This window comes from Jeotgalibaca sp. MA1X17-3, assembly GCF_021513155.1.
Taxonomy (GTDB): Bacteria; Bacillota; Bacilli; order Lactobacillales; family Aerococcaceae; genus Jeotgalibaca.
The window spans coordinates 1,019,787-1,039,762 of record NZ_CP090983.1 but is presented as its reverse complement, the minus strand read 5'-3'; the positions used below and the strand labels follow the sequence as shown (position 1 = coordinate 1,039,762).

At 35.1% G+C, this 19,976-nt stretch carries 18 protein-coding genes; 6 read left to right on the top strand and 12 right to left on the bottom strand.

Features of this window, described 5'->3' with window-relative positions; genetic code table 11:
* Positions 1–245 precede the first annotated feature (245 nt).
* Positions 246–3,677, top strand: coding sequence for a pyruvate carboxylase (locus tag LZ578_RS05155; RefSeq protein WP_235146236.1), 3,432 nt, complete (start codon positions 246–248; stop codon positions 3,675–3,677).
* A gap of 56 nt (positions 3,678–3,733) precedes the next feature.
* Here the strand turns inward: LZ578_RS05155 and LZ578_RS05150 are convergent, their stop codons facing one another.
* Entirely contained in the window at positions 3,734–4,273 is a 540-nt protein-coding gene (locus tag LZ578_RS05150) for an acyl-CoA thioesterase (protein WP_235146235.1), read from the bottom strand.
* Between the two features lie 132 nt (positions 4,274–4,405).
* Here LZ578_RS05150 and LZ578_RS05145 point away from each other — a divergent pair, with 132 nt between their 5' ends.
* Positions 4,406–4,828 (top strand): thioesterase family protein, encoded by a 423-nt coding sequence (locus tag LZ578_RS05145; protein WP_235146234.1) that lies wholly within the window; start codon positions 4,406–4,408, stop codon positions 4,826–4,828.
* A 95-nt stretch (positions 4,829–4,923) separates the two neighbouring features.
* Here the strand turns inward: LZ578_RS05145 and LZ578_RS05140 are convergent, their stop codons facing one another.
* The 6 genes from LZ578_RS05140 to LZ578_RS05115 all read right to left on the bottom strand — a co-directional run bounded on the left by LZ578_RS05140 (position 4,924) and on the right by LZ578_RS05115 (position 11,525).
* Positions 4,924–5,541, bottom strand: a complete 618-nt coding sequence (locus LZ578_RS05140) for a CoA pyrophosphatase (protein ID WP_235146233.1) — start codon at positions 5,539–5,541, stop codon at positions 4,924–4,926.
* A 28-nt stretch (positions 5,542–5,569) separates the two neighbouring features.
* Complete coding sequence (locus LZ578_RS05135; protein ID WP_235146232.1) at positions 5,570–6,523, bottom strand: tocopherol cyclase family protein; 954 nt, start codon at positions 6,521–6,523, stop codon at positions 5,570–5,572.
* Between the two features lie 134 nt (positions 6,524–6,657).
* The gene (locus LZ578_RS05130) at positions 6,658–8,250 is read right to left on the bottom strand and encodes a hypothetical protein (RefSeq protein ID WP_235146231.1); all 1,593 of its coding nucleotides are present in this window, start codon (positions 8,248–8,250) and stop codon (positions 6,658–6,660) included.
* Between the two features lie 107 nt (positions 8,251–8,357).
* Entirely contained in the window at positions 8,358–9,596 is a 1,239-nt protein-coding gene (locus LZ578_RS05125; RefSeq protein ID WP_235146230.1) for a dicarboxylate/amino acid:cation symporter, read from the bottom strand.
* A 133-nt stretch (positions 9,597–9,729) separates the two neighbouring features.
* On the bottom strand, positions 9,730–10,863 hold the full coding sequence (locus LZ578_RS05120) for an RQC domain-containing protein (protein ID WP_235146229.1): 1,134 nt from the start codon (positions 10,861–10,863) through the stop codon (positions 9,730–9,732).
* Entirely contained in the window at positions 10,860–11,525 is a 666-nt protein-coding gene (locus LZ578_RS05115; RefSeq protein ID WP_235146228.1) for a RecQ family ATP-dependent DNA helicase, read from the bottom strand. The genes LZ578_RS05120 and LZ578_RS05115 overlap by 4 nt, the downstream gene beginning before the upstream one ends.
* Positions 11,526–11,743: 218 nt before the next feature.
* Between LZ578_RS05115 and LZ578_RS05110 the strand changes: the two genes are divergently transcribed.
* Positions 11,744–12,223, top strand: coding sequence for a nucleoside deaminase (locus LZ578_RS05110; RefSeq protein WP_235146227.1), 480 nt, complete (start codon positions 11,744–11,746; stop codon positions 12,221–12,223).
* A gap of 152 nt (positions 12,224–12,375) precedes the next feature.
* On the opposite strand, the gene LZ578_RS05105 is transcribed toward LZ578_RS05110, so the two are convergent.
* Positions 12,376–12,984 (bottom strand): hypothetical protein, encoded by a 609-nt coding sequence (locus LZ578_RS05105; protein ID WP_235146226.1) that lies wholly within the window; start codon positions 12,982–12,984, stop codon positions 12,376–12,378.
* A gap of 227 nt (positions 12,985–13,211) precedes the next feature.
* Between LZ578_RS05105 and LZ578_RS05100 the strand changes: the two genes are divergently transcribed.
* Positions 13,212–13,817 (top strand): hypothetical protein, encoded by a 606-nt coding sequence (locus LZ578_RS05100; RefSeq protein WP_235146225.1) that lies wholly within the window; start codon positions 13,212–13,214, stop codon positions 13,815–13,817.
* Between the two features lie 31 nt (positions 13,818–13,848).
* A complete protein-coding gene (locus tag LZ578_RS05095; protein ID WP_235146224.1) occupies positions 13,849–14,226 on the top strand; it encodes a hypothetical protein in 378 nt (125 codons plus the stop codon).
* A 175-nt stretch (positions 14,227–14,401) separates the two neighbouring features.
* Here the strand turns inward: LZ578_RS05095 and LZ578_RS05090 are convergent, their stop codons facing one another.
* The 4 genes from LZ578_RS05090 to LZ578_RS05080 are packed head-to-tail and all read right to left on the bottom strand — an operon-like array spanning position 14,402 to position 18,674.
* Positions 14,402–15,199 (bottom strand): glycosyltransferase, encoded by a 798-nt coding sequence (locus tag LZ578_RS05090; protein ID WP_255763950.1) that lies wholly within the window; start codon positions 15,197–15,199, stop codon positions 14,402–14,404.
* Complete coding sequence (locus LZ578_RS12465) at positions 15,144–15,518, bottom strand: glycosyltransferase (RefSeq protein ID WP_255763948.1); 375 nt, start codon at positions 15,516–15,518, stop codon at positions 15,144–15,146. Before LZ578_RS12465 ends, LZ578_RS05090 begins: the two co-directional genes overlap by 56 nt.
* A gap of 48 nt (positions 15,519–15,566) precedes the next feature.
* Positions 15,567–17,090 (bottom strand): NAD(P)/FAD-dependent oxidoreductase, encoded by a 1,524-nt coding sequence (locus LZ578_RS05085; protein ID WP_235146223.1) that lies wholly within the window; start codon positions 17,088–17,090, stop codon positions 15,567–15,569.
* A gap of 54 nt (positions 17,091–17,144) precedes the next feature.
* Positions 17,145–18,674, bottom strand: a complete 1,530-nt coding sequence (locus LZ578_RS05080) for an NAD(P)/FAD-dependent oxidoreductase (RefSeq protein WP_235146222.1) — start codon at positions 18,672–18,674, stop codon at positions 17,145–17,147.
* 325 nt (positions 18,675–18,999) lie between these two features.
* Between LZ578_RS05080 and LZ578_RS05075 the strand changes: the two genes are divergently transcribed.
* The gene (locus tag LZ578_RS05075; protein WP_235146221.1) at positions 19,000–19,965 is read left to right on the top strand and encodes a ribose-phosphate pyrophosphokinase; all 966 of its coding nucleotides are present in this window, start codon (positions 19,000–19,002) and stop codon (positions 19,963–19,965) included.
* Positions 19,966–19,976 lie beyond the last annotated feature (11 nt).

The following is a 19,976-nucleotide window of genomic DNA, read 5'->3' as shown; positions in this document are numbered from 1 at the left end:
TTTCTATCAATCAATATTTCATTTAACTACTAAATCAAGTAAGGGCTTACATTTACTTCCAGTGGAATACTTCCGTTCTATTTCTTCACTACTATTTTAACATAGCGCAGAATGAAATAACGAACTTCCTTCTCTTTTTAATAATCATTTTTATACTTCCGATTGCGTGATAAAATATTTCATTGTAAAATGAAAAGATACATTCAACATTAAAATATTATTAAAAAAAATAGTGAGGTGTCCGTTTGAAAAAAGTACTAGTAGCAAATCGAGGCGAGATCGCCATTCGGATTTTTCGTGCCTTGAGTGAATTAGATATCTCCACTGTCGGAGTCTATGCACAAGAAGACGAAGGGTCTGTTCATCGATTTAAAGCAGATGAAGCCTATTTATTAGGAAAAGGAAAGAAACCTATTGATGCTTATTTAGATATTGAAGGACTCATCTCTATTGCAAAAAATTCGAGAGCCCAAGCAATTCACCCCGGATACGGCTTCCTTTCAGAAAACATTGAATTTGCAAGACGTTGCCAAGAAGAGAATATTATTTTTATCGGTCCGTCTCTTCATCATCTTGATATATTTGGTGATAAAATAAAAGCAAAAGAAGCTGCCATTGCAGCAGGTGTAGCTTCTATCCCAGGTTCAAACGGTCCTGTTACTTCTGAAAAAGAGGTTCAAGATTTTGCAGAAGAATATGGATATCCAGTCATCATTAAAGCTTCTCTGGGAGGCGGTGGTAGAGGGATGCGTGTGGCACATTCAAAAGATGAGATTCATGATGCCTTTGACCGCGCCCGTAGCGAAGCGCAATCTGCTTTTGGAAATGAAGAAATATATGTAGAAAAATATATTCAAAATCCGAAACATATTGAAGTTCAAATTTTAGGTGATCAGCATGGAAACATTGTCCATTTGTATGAACGTGATTGCTCTGTACAACGTCGTCATCAAAAGGTCGTTGAGGTCGCACCCTGCATCGATATGCCTGACCAGCAACGAGCTAAAATTTGTGATGCTGCCCTACAACTCATGAATCACATTGGATATATAAATGCTGGAACCGTTGAGTTCTTGGTAGAAGGAGACCGTTTTTATTTTATTGAGGTAAATCCCCGCGTTCAAGTTGAACATACCATTACAGAAATGATTACCGGAATTGATATTGTACAAGCACAAATCCAGATTGCGATGGGTCTGGACTTACATCAAGAAATTGGTATTCCTAAACAAGCTGATATCCCTTTGATTGGAGCGGCAATCCAATGTCGAATTACGACAGAAGATCCTTTAAATCAATTTTTCCCAGACACTGGGAAAATAAATACATACCGTTCTCCAGGTGGTTTTGGAATTCGGTTAGATGCTGGAAACGGGTTCCAAGGAACAGTTGTAACTCCTTTCTTTGATAGCTTACTAGTGAAAGTGTGCGTACAAGCTCCTACATTTAAACAAGCAACTAGAAAAATGGAGCGTGCTTTACGTGAGTTTCGAATTCGTGGCGTAAAAACAAATATTCCTTTTTTACGAAATGTAGTTAGCCACGATATCTTTTTATCTGGAAAAGCAAAAACAACCTTTATCGATTCCAATCCAATTTTGTTTGAATATCCTGAAACGTTAAATCGCGGAAATAAAACTCTCGATTATATTGGCACAACTACAATAAATGGCTTCCCGGGTATTTCTAAAGCACCTAAAAAATATTATGAAAAACCAAGAATTCCAACTCAACTAGAATCCCTGCCTACTTCTTTAATTTCTGCTAAAACTATTTTAGATGAGCAAGGAGCTGAAGCAGTTAGCCATTGGGTTTCCAATCAAAAAGAAGTTCTTTTAACCGATACTACTTTCCGGGATGCTCATCAAAGTTTATTAGCAACTAGAATGCGAACTTCTGATTTATTAAATATTGCCCAAGAAACTCAAAAAGCAATTCCTCAATTATTCTCCAATGAAATGTGGGGAGGAGCAACTTTTGACGTTGCTTATCGCTTTTTAAACGAAGACCCCTGGGAGAGACTTCGAAAATTACGAGAATTAATGCCAGATACACTATTCCAAATGCTCTTTCGAGGTTCGAATGCAGTTGGGTATCAAAACTTCCCTGATAATGGCTTGGAAAAATTCATTCATGCAGCAGCACGGAATGGAATGGATGTCTTTCGTATCTTTGATAGTCTCAACTGGACAACACAAATGGAAAAAAGCATTCAATATGTACGTGATACCGGTAAAATTGCAGAAGCTGCTATTTGTTATACAGGTGATATCAACGATCCTACTGAAACCAAATTTACGATTCAATATTATAAAGATTTAGTCAAAGAATTGGAACAAGTAGGTGCCCACATCATCTGTATCAAAGATATGGCTGGTCTTTTAAAACCTAACGCTGCATATAAATTGATTAGTGAGCTAAAAGAAGTGACTTCCCTTCCTATTCATTTACATACACATGATTTAAGCGGAAATGGTGTTTACTCTCTAGCAGAAGCCGTTCGAGCAGGAGTTGATATTGTAGATGTTGCTTCTAGTGCAATGAGTGGGACAACCAGTCAACCCTCCATGAGTAGTTTATATTATGCTTTAGAAGGTTCTAGTCGTAGCCCTCATCTAAATATTACAAATGTTCATAAAATTAATCGCTATTGGGAAGATGTTCGGTACTATTATGAAGATTTTGAAAGTGGGATTCAGACTACTTCAACAGAGGTTTATCGACATCAAATGCCTGGTGGGCAGTATACCAACCTTCAGCAACAAGCGAAGGCTGTGGGATTAGAAGATAAGTGGGACGAAATAAAAGACATGTATGCTACCGTAAATAAGATGTTTGGTAATATAGTAAAAGTTACCCCTTCTTCCAAAGTAGTAGGTGATATGGCACTCTTTATGGTTCAAAATAACCTTTCTGAAGAAGATGTTTACCAAAAAGGAATGAATTTAGATTTTCCAGAATCTGTAATAAGCTTATTTAAAGGGAACCTAGGTCAACCGACAGGTGGATTTCCAGAGAAGCTCCAACACATTATTTTAAAAGGAGAAAAGCCATTAACAACACGTCCAGGTAGTTTACGTGAACCAATTGATTTTGATGCTTTAAAAGAAGAATTAGCTAATCAAATAAACCGCACACCAACTGAAGAAGAAGTCCTAAGCTATTTAATGTATCCAGAAGTCTTCTTAAATTATATAAAAACATTTGAAAAATTTGGAGATGTTACAAAAATAGATACTCCCACTTTCTTTCATGGGATGCGTACCGGTGAACAAGTAGAAGTACAAATTGAAAAAGGAAAAACACTCATTATCAAGCTAAACCAAATTGGAGAACCAAATTCTGAAGGAATACGTACACTTTATTTTGACTTAAATGGTCAAGGACGTGAAGTCGAAGTAAGAGATTCTAGCATTACAAGCACCATTGCAGTTCGTAAAAAAGCAGAACCTACCAATAAAAAACATGTTGGAACAACCATGCCTGGTTCTGTTATCCAAATACTTGTAAAAAAAGGAGATATTGTTTCCCAAGGGGAGCCTCTTTTGATTACAGAAGCAATGAAGATGGAAACAACAATCCGGTCCACAATCTCAGGAGTTATTGATCAAATTTATGTAGTGGATGGAGATCGTATTGAAAGTGGCGATTTATTAATTGAAATAGTACGTAAATAAAAAGGTAGAAGGAAAAAAGGGACTCCCCCTTCTTTCCTTCTACCTTTTTTCTGTTTTTATCGTGTTTCCCAAATAGGATTCAAATCAATGCTCTTCATAAGTTCTTTACTTTCATTTCTTTTTGCTAGATTTATTAGTCTTCGCTCCTTATACCCTTTACATATGATCATTTCTTCTTTTGATTCTGGTTTAATTTCTGGCATTTGATAATTTGGATCAGTCCGGTCTGCTAGCACATACGTTAAGAATGCATAAGAACAAAGTTTCTTTTCCGAAGTATCCACATTATTTGAAACTAGTTTAACGAAAACTTCGGCAGAAGTTTCCCCCGCTCCAGATACATACGCTTCAATATACATGACATCTGCCATGTGGACTGGCTGAATAAATGCCATATGATCCATCGTTGCAGTAAAAGCAGTTTTCTTCATAAAGTTATAAACAGCATTTCCTCCTGCTAGGTCAAAGTGAGACATAATTTCCCCTCCGAAGACTGTTTCTTTATCGTTTAAATGCTTCGGAAGCGCAATCTCAGAGCGCACTACACGGGTTTTGTTACAAGTTAGAACGTTTTTACTTTTATTTTCTTGATTCACTCTTTATCCCCCTTTACATTTCTGCATGTTCATTGTAACAGGATAAAAACTTTCTGTATGGAGATTTGTTTCAAAATTAATTTTTTTTCGTTACAATAGATTCAGGATATTCAAAAAGAGGAGCTGTAAGAAGTGAATTTTAAACCGTATCAACACCATACACAATATTACGAAACAGACCAAATGAAAATTATCCATCATTCTAACTATATCCGATGGTTTGAAAGTGCTCGCGTAGACTTTTTAGATCAAATGGGTCTAAGTTATGCAGAAATGGAACGGAGAGGGATTTCCATCCCAGTTTTATCGATAGCAGCTGAATACAAAGCTATGATAAAGTTTGGTGATTCCGTTTTGATTGATGTAACCGTGGAAACATATAATGGAGTCAAATTAGCTCTTTCGTATACGGTAACAGATTTAAAAACCAGTGAACTACGAACAACTGGAACCTCCTTACATTGTTTCATGAATGATGCTGGCAAGCCTCTCTCTCTTAGAAGAGTTGCTCCCGAAATTCATGAAAAATTTCAACTGCTCGTTCAAAATAAATAATCATCATTGATTAGATTAGCTGAATACTTTTTATAGTTTCATATCCTTAAACCGTATAGCAAAAAAGAAGCAAGCTGATGATCAGCTTGCTTCTTTTATTTGGAATTATTTTGCTCTTCAATCAAGTTAATAAAGCAATCAGTCATGTTGGCGGTAAATCCCCAAAGAGAATGCTTTTTTAAATGATAGAAAGGAATGAGATGTTTACCAGGACGGAATCGATAGTTTTTCCCATTTGGTAGAAGATGGTATGGAAAATCGTCAGGATGTTTCCACTTGAATTCTGATGAATAATAATGGGGTTTGTTTTTGATTAAATAACTTACTGGAATAACAAACAACTCTTCCACTTCTTCATTAAAATGAATATCATCTAAAGTCACACCTACAATTTCACCCACAAAACAATGAATAATTGCCAACTCACTAACAGTGTAGTCGATTTCACCTAAGATTCGAATGTTTTCTTGTTCCAGATTTAATTCTTCCATTGTTTCACGAATAGCTGCTTCTTCAAATGTTTCATCATTTTCAACTGCTCCTCCTGGAAAAGCAGTTTCCCCTGGTTGGGATATTTTTTGACTACGTACTTCATATAAAATATGCCATTCTCCATTATGCTGAATTAAAGGCAACAGAACAGAAAATAGACGTTGTTTTCCCAATGGTGCTGGTTCATGTTCGTTTAAAATTTTCTCAATTTTATTAATCATTCCATCCTCATCTTTCTACTAAATCTCTTTACTCTACTATTTCTATACCTGCCATTTTACCAATATCTTCATAGTGATAACCTGTTTTTTTGTCAGTAAAAGTAATTTTTAATTCTCCAGAAATTCCTTCTTTAATAATTTTTTTCATCCCTTCTGGAATTGGAGCAAGAAGCTCTTTTTGATCAGCAGGTTGTGCATCTAATGTTAAGCGATATTTGTCATCTTCCATACAAACAATAACTCGTTTACCTTCTTTAATTTCAATTTCCATAGGTGTTTTTGTATAAGTTGCAAATCGATACTGTTTACCTTCTAAAAGTAAATTACAAATATATCCCTGAAATTCGCTTCCATAAAAGGGAATATGTGCATTCGAAAAAAAGATACTTGTATTTGAATCATTAAAGTGATTACTTTGTAACCACACATAATCACGGGGGAAATTCGTTCCCCAATCTTTTTCAATATAACCTTTGCCATCTGTAAATTCAATGTTTTCTCCATTAATATCTAATGTACCATTCAGTTCATGGCTCATACTATTTACACCGTGATAACATTCCATATGAGGAATATATGCAAAAGGTCCCATGATATTAGGCATATAAACACTTCGTTCAATTGGTGTGAAGGCACCTAAATGTAGCATCCCTTCTATTTGATGCGTATCATTTTGTAAGTGAACAGACACAAAATTTTCAGTAAATAGATTATCGCCTATTTTAACTGCAAATGGTTTGTCGCTCCATGTAAATTCATCGACACCAAAACGAATATATCCACTTTCCATTTGGGGGTTTCCGTTTACATTGTCATGAGTGAATATATATTGGATAAAACTATGTGGATCATTTTCATTTAAACTAATTCCTGGTATAAAACTAATCGCACTTTTCTTATCTTCACTAACTTGTTTATAATACCAACCTTCAAAATATGGTTTCTTTTTTAAATTCCCTTGAAATAATAAAGGTTTTTTCATATATGACACCTTCTTTTCTAATCATTTATACTCTTTATTCACTATGCACTATTCGATATTAGACTGTCAAATCGTACTCCAATTTTTATAGAAAAAATAGAGCCCTTCTTTAAAAAGGGCCCTATTTTACGTAATTATTCTTTTATAATACTTCTTACTAGGTTGTTTTGTACTTCTATTGAAACTTTTTCTCCTGCTTTTAAGAAAGGAAGTTCATTATTTAATGACACTGGAGCAATGTAAATAACTTCATTATCATCATTTAATGTAAAGTAGTAAGTTGTTTCGCCAGCTACTACTACTGCTTCTATTAACGTAATTTCACCGGTAACTGTCTCCATAGGAATTTCTTCTATTTCTTCATCTGTCAGATCTTCATCTGGAATAGTAGCTACACCGCCATTATAATCGGTCCAGGCCCGTTCCAATGAACTACCGATACCAACTCGTTGATAGTTCAATGCATCCACAAAGGCATATAATTTAATGAGCCCAGCTTCATCTTTCAAGGATAATTGGAAAACGGGTTTATTATTCATATTGAATAACAACGGGAACGTACTATTATATTCTTTTTCCTGAACGGAGCCTTCTGCACTTTCCATGACACTCCATTCCGTTGCCGTACTAATATTATATCGTCTTGATTCTTTCGTACGTGAATTCACCAAAAGGAATCCAATATTTGATTCATCAGAAGTGACAGAAGTCAGTCCTGTATACAAATAAAGGTCATTGTCTAATACGATATAGTTATATCCACCCGCATTTTGAATCACATTTCGTTTGGTTATAATACTATTCAAGAAACCATTTTGATACATTCCGTTGTAGTTAATCTGCTCCATTACTAAGTTCGCTGGATAAACACGGTCTACCCAATCCGGAACTTCATCTAAACCATAACGAGTAATTTCACCACTTTGTGCATCTACTACGAATATACCTACAACATCTTTAGGACCTAAAAAGCTAAATTGACGTTTTACGATGGGAGCAACGTAAAATGGATCGCCTTCCTCATCCAATTCAAAGACTGGTTTTTCAAATAAAGTAGTTGGATGATGCATAAAAATGTGACGTTTAATGTCATCTCCAAAAAAACCAGAATGAGAATAACGTAAAGTCTCTTCTAAGTTAATTAAGTCTGCATCACCAGAAACCATATCTACCATTACATAGTAAGGAATTCCATCTCCACGATTACTAAACCAACGGAAAAAGTTTACATACTCCAAAGGGGATACACGAACCGAATCTCCTTTATAAGCAATCTGAGTATATTCATCACTTACTCTGAACTGAGAAACTAAGTCTAATACTTCTCCAATTTTACGACTACCCAAACGTTCCGCCATACTACGGTCAATCGTAGGAATTTCACTTGGATTTGTTGAAGTTAAATCTTTATCAAACTGTCCATCTTCATGGGTGATCAGTTTTGAATAGCTTTCTGAACGGAATACTTGTGTTCCCAATGCCATTCCAACTAAGATTGTCACCAAGCTTATCGCAATCAACGCTCCATTAATTTGAATGACTCGTTTTCCATTTCGAATATCTAATAGATTTGAAAGTGTAGCACTTACAACTAAGTAGACGATTAGATTCATCCAAAATTCCATTGATTGGAACGTTAGTGGTGTTAAAGCAAAATACCAATAGATGAGCATACCAATCAATGGTACCCCGTATGATATTAAAATATTTTTCCAACCTTTAATCATCTTTCGAACCTCTTTCCTATTTGTTTCTTTCATCATTATAACACGAGAAAACATGAAAAATACCGATTATTCACACTTTCCCGTGAATAACCGGTGTTTCAATCTAATTATACTAGCTCTGCTTCTTCTATTTGATCTTCATCTTCTTCAAAGATACCAAAACGACCTTTCACCCGATCAACAATGATGGCAATAGCATTGTCCCCAGAAACATTACAGGCTGTTCCAAAGCTATCTTGAGTCAGGTAAAGGGCAATCATTAAGCTTGCTAATGCCCCTTCGGAACTGATTCCAATCAAAGGCAAGAACGGTAAAGCACTCATGACTGCTCCTCCAGGTGCTCCAGGAGCAGCTACCATGCTGATTCCTAATACAGCAATAAATGGCAAGATTATTTTAAAGCTAAAGTCCATTTGATTCATCATCAATATTGCGGTTGAAAAGGCAGTTAAAGAAATCATGCTGCCCGATAAGTGTATCGTTGCTCCCAAAGGAACAACAAATTCACGGATACTTTTCGAAACACCATTATTCTTCGCTGCTTCCACACTGACTGGTATCGTTGTTGCTGAAGATTGTGTTCCAACAGCAGTTAGCCATGCTGGAAGTTGATTTCTCAAAAACTTCCAAGGACGTTGTTTGGTTATTACTCCTGCAATACTAAATTGGAAAAGAATAATCATAAAATGCATCGCAAAAATTAATAAGTATACACGCCAGAAAATACTAAGAATACGCCAAACATCTCCAGTATAACTCATGTAAGCAAAGGTTGCTGCTATATAGTAAGGTAAAAGCGGAATAATGGTTTTAGACAAAACCATATGAATAATCCCTTGAAAGCCAGTGAAAAAGTCACTCATCATCTCACCTATTTTATGACTTCTTTCTTGACCACGTAGGGCTGAAATTCCTAATCCCATTATAAAAGAAAACACTAATGCTCCAGTAACTTCAACCATTGGAGAGAGTGGGATAGAAAAAAAAGGTTCTACCACAGCTGTATGAGTATTCCCAACCATTTCTGTAGTGGTCCCATTGATAAACAGTGGGAAAACTAAACGAGAAATCGTATAGGAAAATGTTCCAGAAATGAGAGTGAATCCATAAGCTAAACTTAGAGTTAGTCCTAACAACTTTCCTGCTCCACTTTTTAATTCTCCAATTCCAGCAGTTACAAATGCAATAATCATAAGCGGAATAATAAAAGATATATACGCAGATACAAAGGAGGTAAAAGTCATAAATATTTTAATTATTCCTGTCGGAGCAAATGAGCCCACTATTATCCCTAATAAAATTCCTAACACTAATTTTGGTACCAGACCGATTTTCCTTTTCTTCATAAAAACAGAACCTCCAGTAGATTAAAATTTAATTATAAAAAACAGATGTTTCTAATGGTACCCTTCCTTAATCTCTTTGTCAATTTAAGTTCGGTGTTTTTCTGAAAATGAACAATTTGACTATGTTTTCTATTTAACTGGATATAACCGTCTTGTTTTTTGTATATGTATGTATAACAGAAAGAAATGCGTCTCCATACGTTTCTAATTTAGTTTGTCCTACCCCATGGATTTCTAAAAAATCTTGATCTGTAAGAGGCAATTTTTCTGCCATATCCATTAAACTACGATCTGCAAAAACAACAAAAGGAGGTTTTCCGATATCTTTAGCAATCTCTGTTCGCAATATCCGAAGTTCTTCAAATAAAGTTTCATCATAGTCATATGCTTCAGTAGATTTTTTCTTTTGTTCGGGTACATCCTCTACAATTTTTTTCGTCATCAGTAATTGAACTTTTCCCTTGAGAAGTTCACCTGTTTTAGCAGTGAATTTTATAATAGGATACGTATCTCCAGAAAGCATCAAGTACCCTTCTCCAAGCATTAAAGAAATCATATCTTTAATATCTGCATCGCTGGAGCTAGACATCAATCCATAGGTAGAGAGTTCATCAAATTTCATACTCCGAATTCGTTCTGTATTCTTTCCTCTAAGAACATCAGTAATTAATCCCGTACCAAATCGTTGTTCCATCCGATAAATACAAGAAAGGATTTTCTGACATCCCACAGTTATATCATATACTTCAGTGTGCCCATCACAAGTAGAACAATGTTCACATTTTTGCCAAGCAGGCTCTTCATCAAAATAATTAAGAAGAAATTTTCGTAAACACTGCCCTGTTTTACAATAGGAAATCATTCTTTTTAAGCGATCCGTTGCATGAGCTTGATTCCCTTGTTCGATTAAGAATGTATTCGTAATAATATCTTGTGCCGAATACAAAAGAATTGCTTCAGCCTCAGCTCCATCTCTACCAGCTCTTCCTGCTTCTTGATAATAACTCTCTACATCCAATGGCATATTATAATGAATAACCTTTCTTACATCTGGTTTATCAATTCCCATACCAAACGCATTCGTCGCTACCATTACTGTTTTTTTATCGTAAATAAAATCCTCTTGATTTTTATTACGTTCATCCGAACTTAAACCGCCATGGTAGCGAGCTACCGGAAATCCTTTTTTAGTTAGCGTTTGATAAACGGACTCTACATTTTTTCGCGTATTACAATAAATAATTGTTGAACCATCCTTTCCAATCAAAGGAAGTAATTCTTTACTTTTTTCTTTGTTTCAATTACCGAAAAATACAAATTAGGTCGATCAAAACTAGCTGTAAATAAATACGGTTGTCTCAACCGAAGCCGGTGAATGATATCATCCTTTACTCGATTGGTTGCCGTCGCAGTAAAAGCTACAAATGGAGTGGATGCATGTAAGTAATCACGTAATTGAAGGATATTTTGATAACTCGGACGGAAATCTTGGCCCCATTGAGAAATACAGTGAGCTTCATCTACCGCAACCATACTAATTTCAATTTCTTGCAACATATGTAAAAAAGAATCATTATCTAAGCGTTCTGGTGCAATGTACAGTAAATCTAGCATCCCATTTAATAAGTCATCCATCGTTTGCTGATACTCTTTTGGTCTCATTTGACTGTTCATATACGCAGCCCGGACTCCCATTACTCGTAATCCATCTACTTGATCTTTCATTAAAGAAATAAGTGGTGAAATAACTAAGGCAGTTCCTTCCATGACAATTGCAGGTATTTGGTAACAAAGAGATTTTCCACCACCAGTTGGCATAATTCCCAATACGTCTTGTTGATCCAAAATAGCACGGATCATTTCTTCTTGTCCAGGACGGAACTCTTCATACCCATAATAGGTTTTTAAAACCGTCTTTATATCTTGCATGATGATCCCTCATTTAAATTTTTTATTTTTTAAAATAGCTACCATTCGATTTAAAACTACATCTACGACTATAACATGAAATGACATTGAATATAGAGTTGATTTTAGATTGGAAAATACATTCTTCATTCTTTCAAGTACTAAAGAATAGGATAACTAGAAAACTAGTGACCACTATTCTATACTTAAGATAATACAATCAGAAAGGATGGATGAAAATGATTACCGAAAAAGATAAAGAATATTTAAAACGCTGTGTGACTTTAGCTAAAACTGCGCTAAATGAAGGAGATGAGCCTTTTGGTTCTATTTTAGTTTCTGAAAATGGAGAAGTTTTAATGGAGGACTATAATCATGTAGCCGGTGGAGATCATACCCAGCATCCAGAATTTGCGATCGCTCGTTGGGCAGCTACCCACATGACTCCAGAAGAACGAAAAAAAGCAGTCGTTTATACTTCAGGAGAACATTGTCCGATGTGTTCCGCCGCTCATGGATGGGTTGAGTTGGGTAGAATCGTTTATGCCAGTTCCTCTGCACAATTGACAGAGTGGTACGAAGATATGGGGTTGGAGGCTTCTAATGTTTACCCATTGCCTATTCAAGAAATAATCCGCGATGCAATAGTAGATGGCCCTGTTGATGAACTAGCGGAAGAAATCCGTCTATTGCACTATCAAAAAAATATGGAAGTATAAATAAAGTGGGATAAAAGTTCTTTCAGAAAATAGTTAAAAAGTAGGAAAGGATGGGACAAAAGTCCCCTTCCTTTCCTACTTTTTTTGATAAAACAATTCTTTATCTGTTCTATCATTTCTACCCATTATCTGGATTCTAATTCTTAGAACTTTTATACTTTACGAAATAAGTAGTTTTCAGCATTTTTTTTATATTTGAGTCCTTTCATTTTTTGTTCTACTAGCTTTCTATCAATGGATTTCTCTTTTGGCAATACAAAGTAGTCTTCTAAATGTTCTGTTTCAATTTCTTTCTGACTATTCACAATTCCAATAAATTCGTAGTCCTCATCAAGCTTTGCTAATGAAGCATCTCCATGGCTATCATTGCACAATAAGATTCCTCCCGTCTTCAAAGCCTGCTTGGTTGCTTGTCCTACAAAACCAGCATATTGTGAAATAATTAAATCAACTTCTTTAATATCAAAAGGAGTTGTATAATCTTGTCCTAGAAAACTAATTTCACTTTTATCTAGATATTCCTTATTTTGTTCAATGTATTCTTCTATCTCATCGATATCGTTAAAGAAACGAATGGCTCCTTTAAAATTATCCATATAGGTAACGGTGGGGATAACGATAGAAGGGGCAATATCAATATGACTTCCAGGGTATAGTGCTACTTGGATATTAAATTTTTTTGTAACTACTTCATACAATACTTTCCTATCCCCTATTTTTCTCGCATATTCTTGATATGTATCCGTTGCTTTACTTTTCATGATTTCCTCCTATTGGTTGTGTATGATGTAAACTCTACCTGAACTGTATACGATTCTCAATAATAACGTTCAAGCTTTTTTATAGGTTTATAGGATCTTCAATTAATAAAATATAGTTTATCTAACATACAAACATTTGTCGTGATATAATATTAAAATATGTTAATTTTAAATTTAAAAAGGAAACTATTCCTTAAATATAATAATAAGATGGAAGGGGATTTTTTATGTACCTCGTATTTTCATGTACCCCCACATTGATTGGAAAAGGAATTCGGTTTCTTACCCGCAATGAATATAATCATGTCTCTTTAGTACTAGATATAGAAGGAAATAAAATGGTGAGTTTTGGAAGGATTCATCAAAATACTCCTTTATGGGGAGGGTTTGTCTTTGAACAAGAAAACCGTTTTATTCAAGGAGACAAAGAAGCATTTATAAAAGTCGTGGACCTAAAAGGAAAAGTGGACGAAAAACGGATTTTATCTCTTCTTACTCCATTTATTGAGCAACCTGATTTATACCGATATAATACCGTTAGTGCTGTTACCTCTCTTCTTCATCGTGGTTTTACAATTCCACATGCCTATACGTGTGTAGAGTTTGTCTCTTTTCTGTTAGACAAAACGGATGTATCCGTAAATCAGTTAGAAGCTCGTTATGCCGATTCAGTTATTTATGAAGGAAGCTATCTTCCCTTTTTTTCAGAAGAAGCCACTCTTTTATCCAAGGAAGATGATCCATATAAGATTTCACTGTCTCGAAAAAAATCTTGGGGGATGACTTTCCGACATTTTGCTTCCTTAGCAGATAGTCGCCGCTCTACACCCTAAGCTATACTATAAAAAATAAAGGAGCATTCAAATGTCTATTACTATTATTCGCAATACAAATTGGATTGGTTCGGCATCACCAATAACTATTAAAATAGATAATGAAGTTGTTGGGAAAGTCCAACCGGGAGAGCAAGTAGAAATTGATCTCTTAAACAATCATGGAACGATGACCGTTTCTCAATCGTGGGCAAAAAGCAGCAAAATGAATGTTAATGACGGAGAGACTATTGAAATAACTAGTACTAGAGAATCAATCCTATTTCGCTTTTTTCCTTCTATTGCTATTTTACTTACTCTTTTCATTCCTACCATTTCCAATCGATCTACGGCTCTCGTTATTATTTTTGTTATTTATTTTATTAGTGCTTTTTTTATAAAATTATTTCGTCTAACAAAAGTTAAATAGTAAAAAAAGCGGGACAAAAGGAGTTTATTCGTGAAGTGGACGGCCAACCTACCTTTTATTCCACCATTAAGGAAATAATTAAGAAAATAGAAAAAAGCCCCCTTCAAAGTAGTTTGTTTTTTACAGCGTCTACTTTGAAGGGGGCTTATCATTTTGTCCCAGTCTCTTCTTTCATTCAAACTTCAATCTTCCGACCCTTCCAGGTAACTGTACCTAAAACATATACACAAAATAGGGAGTATAAAAAGATTCCTGCAAAAAACAGAAACAAAAATGGATAGAAAAGGAAGATGATCCATTTAAAGTTACCACAACGTCGAGCAAATATCCCTGTTTGGATGGCATATAATAAATACAGGATACTACTAAAAATAATAGCTACTAGACTACCCGAATTTACAGAAGTAATTAATTCTCCCACACTAATGAAACTACCTGAAATCCAGGTAATCACTAGCAGCATCACAATAGGATGCGTAGCCTTTGCACCCATAGCGAAACTTTTACACCATCCTTCTATTAACGTTTTAAATCCTTCGGGGTACATTCGAAAAGATAGGGTATCTTTTCCACCCAAACAATAAACGGGAAGACGGTGATCCAGAAAAGCTTGTCCCATTGCTAAATCATCCATGATCGCATCCTGGATTTCTTTATGTCCACCTGTTAGGAAATAATCTTCCCTACTCGTTAACATGCAAGGACCAAAAGACCCTGCTGTTTTGAATTTCCTTTTCCAAACGGTAAAGAGATTCATCCCGACAATTACAATAATATTAAAAATAGCTGATAACTGTTCATACCAGTGTTCAACGGTATGATAGGGTTGTATCGATAAAATACCAGAAGCTCCTTTTTGTTGATAGAGGTTCAGTAGATTCCCCATGCTATCTTCATTCGTAAATTGAGTGTCTGCATCAAGGAATAAGAGCCACTCCCCTTTGGCTTGTTTTGCTCCAATCCAACAAGCCATTGATTTTCCAGCACCAGAATTCTCCTCTACTTTGAACGACTTTCGCACCATATTCTACCGCAATAGCTGAAGTATTATCTGTTGAATCATCATCTACAACTATTATTTCAAATGATTGAAAACTTTGCTTTTGTAAAGATTCTAGTAAAGGGGAAATCCGTTCCGCTTCATTTCGAGCTGGAATAATAATAGAAATAAATGGAAGTTTTGTATATTCACGTTTTTGAGGAGACGGAACTGGTAAAGACCAAAACATAACAATCCCAACCACCAATGCTAAAAATCCTGCAATAAGATTTATTGCTTCTAAAATAGACATGTTTCCCCTTTCCAAACCTATATTTCAAATAGATTAATCCTTCATTTTCTAATGATCGTAGTCAAAAATAATCCCTTGATCATCTTGAATCAGCTCTTGTGCTGCGATTTTAGCAGATAGTAACACAATCGGTACACCTGCACCAGGATGTGTACTACTTCCAGTGAAGTATAAATTAGAACTAGTTTTACTTTTACTTTGCGGACGCATAGGTCCACTTTGATTAAGGGATGGTAAAAGTCCGAATGTCGCACCATTATATGCATGAAAAGTCTCTTCAAAATCTACTGGTGTGAAATGTTTTTCAGCAACAATTTCATTTTCTAGATTTTCAAATCCTTCAATGGTTTTTAATGTATCTAAAATATACGTTCGATAATCCGCTATTGTTTCATCATTCCATTTGTATTTGGAAGAAGAAATATTAGAAACGGGCATCATGATATAAATACCATCTTTCCCTTCTGGAGCAAGAGTTGGATCCAACTTAGATGCGATATACACATAAAAAGATCCTTTTTTTATTTTATTCCCTTCAAATATATCATTCATATTTTCTTCGAATTGATCACTAAAGACAAAATTATGAACGTGTTCCCATTCATCATATTTACGATCCATGCCCAAGTACATGACAAAACACGAACAGGAATATTTCATCTGATCAATTTTTTTATCGGTGTACTTCCCTTTTGCTTCTTTATCTTGAACTAAGTTTTTCATTGCATACGGGAAATCAGCATTACAAACCACATAGTCTGACAGAATCTGTTTTTGATTGACTCGAATTCCAATTGCTTTTTTATCTTTAATCAAGATTTCTTCAACCTCTGCTTGGTAATGAATTGTGCCACCAAGTTCTTTAAATAATTTTTCCATAGAAGTAGCCATCGTATGCATGCCTCCCTTCATGAACCAAACACCATGTGTGAATTGAATTGCTGGAATCATAGTGTAAAAAGAAGGACTTTGCGTTGGAGAAATTCCAATATATAAGGTCTGAAAGCTAAGCATTTGCTTGATTCTTTCATCTTTTATATATTTTCCAATGAATTGATTGGCATTACGACCTGCTTTCATTTTCATACCTTTTTTCAACATAGATAGATTATAAAAATCACTTGGCTTTCGAAAAGGTCTTTGTAAAATACTATCCCAAGCAACATTAAATCCCCTATATAAATCGCCTAGGTAATCTAAAAATCCAGCAGCATCTTCATTACTGATTGATTCGAGTGTTCGAGTCCATTGAACTAAATCATTGGATACATCCATTGGTCTAGAAGTATCCTTGCTAAAGTAAACCCGATACATCGGATCAAGTTGTTCCATCGGGACATAGTCATCCGGATTACGTCCGCAATATTCAAATATTTCTCGATACATGCTGGGCATCATCACAATCGTTGGTCCCAAATCAAACCGATACCCTTCCATTTCAATTTGGTTCATTTTACCACCGGGGGTAGATTCTTTTTCATATAGTTCTACTTGATACCCTGCGTATTGTAATCGAATGGCACTAGCCAATCCTGCAGCGCCTGCTCCGATAACAATGATTTTTTTACTCAAAGTGTACTCCTTCTTTCTAACAATCAAACGACATCTTTTTTCATCTAACGAACGCTATTTTTCTAATTGATGAAGGGCATCCATTATTGTTTCAAAATTTTTATCTCTTGCGACAATTTTATCTCGCACTTGTTGACCACTTAAGGTAACCATCGGCATACCCCCACCTGGGTTTACTGTTCCGCCAACAAAATACAAATTATCATAACGCTCACTATGCTTAGGATGTTTAAATCCTTTATTTAATTTACGATCGGAAAGTGTTCCATAAATCGCTCCACGATCTGACCAATAAGTATCCTTAATGTCTTCTGGGGTCCAAATATCTTTCGTTACGATGTTTTCTCGTAAGTCTTCTAATCCCATTTCTTCTAGTTTAATTAATACACGTTCTGCAAATTCATCATACTCGGCTTGTGTGAAAGGTTCATCTTGAATATAAGGAATATGGGGTAACACTTTGATATTTTCATGTCCTTCAGGAGCTTGGGAAGAATCTGTTTTATTGACATTTACCAAATAAATAACCGGATCATCTGGTAGTTTATGTTGATGAAAAATTTTGTTCATTTGACGTTTTTGATCTTTTGCAAAAAAGAAATTATGATGACCTAGTTGCGGATACTCTTTTTTAACCCCTAAGTGCATAATCATTCCAGAACTAGCTGGTTCAAATTTTTTCTTTAGTTTTTCGACATACTCTTCTTCCTCATGCAGTAATTGTTCATAGAATGGGATGACTTCCATATTAGAAATATAGTAGTCTGCAGTCAAAACAGTCCCATCTTCCAGAATAGCTTCCGTAATCATTCCATCTTCTTTATGAACTTCAGTAATTGCTTGTCCTGTATGGAATGTCACTCCAATTTGTTTTGCAAGCTTCACCATTCCCTTTGCCAAAAGATGCATTCCACCTGGCACATACCATGCTCCTTGATCTTGTTGCATATAAATCAACATGTTTAGTAAAGCTGGTGCATCATAAGGTGAAGAACCTACGTATTTACTGAAATAAGATAGCATATCTCCAAACTGCTTATTGCTTATTCGTTTATCGATCGCTTGATGAACCGTTGAAAATAAATCAAAGTTTTTAAACGTACTAATTACTCCATGCAATTCTCCAATTTCTTTTGTACTATCCAATCCTTTATCAAAATACCCCTTTTCAATCGTATGGTAGAGGTTTTCAGAATAGCTAAGTAATTCCTTAAACTGATGGATATCTTCCTCACTTAAAGACGGATTTTTATTTTCCATATCCTGTAGATTTTCATATAAATCAATAACATTACCATCACGGAAAAATGAGCGCCATTGATGATTTAATCTTTCAATGGGTACATAATCTTTCATGTTTTTTCCACTGTCTGTAAACAGTTTTTCAAAAACCTTTGGCATCGTTAAGATAGAGGGACCTAAATCAAAACCAAATCCATCTTGTTCTAAACGATTTAACTTTCCCCCTATATGATTATTTTTTTCATAAAGTGAGACTTCATAGCCACTTTGGGCAAGAGAAATTGCTGCGGACAATCCCCCTAATCCGCCTCCAATAATGAGAATCTTTTTTTGTTTGGACAATTAAAACAACACCTTTCCATTTCAAATCGTTCATTTTTTGTATTTCAAAAAAACTTTTAAGTAAGAGAAAGTTTTTAAATTATTTACATTAAAATTAGCTTACCATTTATAACAAAATATGTATAGAATTCCACTATTCCATAATGATAACGATTACTTAACTCAGTCTACATTCACTGATTTAGTAGAATGAAATGTTAATCTCATTTAAATTCAATTCTTCTTCAAATCAAGGTTGGGAAATCATAAAAAAAGTGGTATATTAGAAACAAGAACACTTCTAGTCAGTAATAAATTCTCAAAAGCGAATGGAGAGAGCAACATCATGGAGCAAGAAAATAAATTAAAAGTTTTTTGTGGCAATGGAAATAGACCATTAGCACAAAAAATTGCAAATGTTTTTGGAAAAGATTTAGGAAAATGTAAAATCGTTCGATTTAGCGATGGGGAAATTTACATTAACATAGAAGAAAGTGTGCGAGATAATGATGTGTACATCATTCAATCAACGAACGGAAATGTAAATGAATACTACATGGAATTAATGATTATGATTGATGCCATGAAACGTGCTAGTGCTAAAACAATTAACGTGGTTCTTCCTTATTATGGATATTCACGCCAAGATCGTAAATCTCTTCCGCACGAACCGATTACTGCAAAGCTAATCGCAAATATGATTACAATAGCAGGTGCTACTCGTGTCCTAACACTAGATCTCCATACGGTGCAAGTACAAGGATTCTTTGATATTCCTTTAGACAATTTATTTACTGTTCCACTTTTTGCAAATCATCTGATTGAACAAGGTATGCATGGCGACAATTATGTCGTTGTTGCTCCTAAAAACAGTGGGATTGAACGTGCAAGAGAATTAGCTGAATATCTAGATACAACTTTAGCTATTGTCGATCAAGATGGTGAACAAGGTTACGTTATTGGAGATGTAACCAATAAAACATGTATCATTATAGATGACATGTTAAATACAGGAACTACTATTTCATCAGCCTCTACTCTATTAATGGAAGCAAATGCGACAGAAGTTTTTGTATGTGCATCACATGCTTTACTCTCTGATCATGCAAAACAACTTCTGGAACAATCTCCTATCACTGAAATCTTCGTAACAGATTCCTGTGAGGTAGATAAAGATAGACAACCGAACCAATTAACTTATATTTCTTGTGCTCCACTTATTGGGGAAGCTATGAAACGTATTTATGAACAAGAATCAATGAGCCCATTATTTGGACTAGAAGGAATGAAATGCATTAGCCCAGAGAATTAAATCAATAAAAA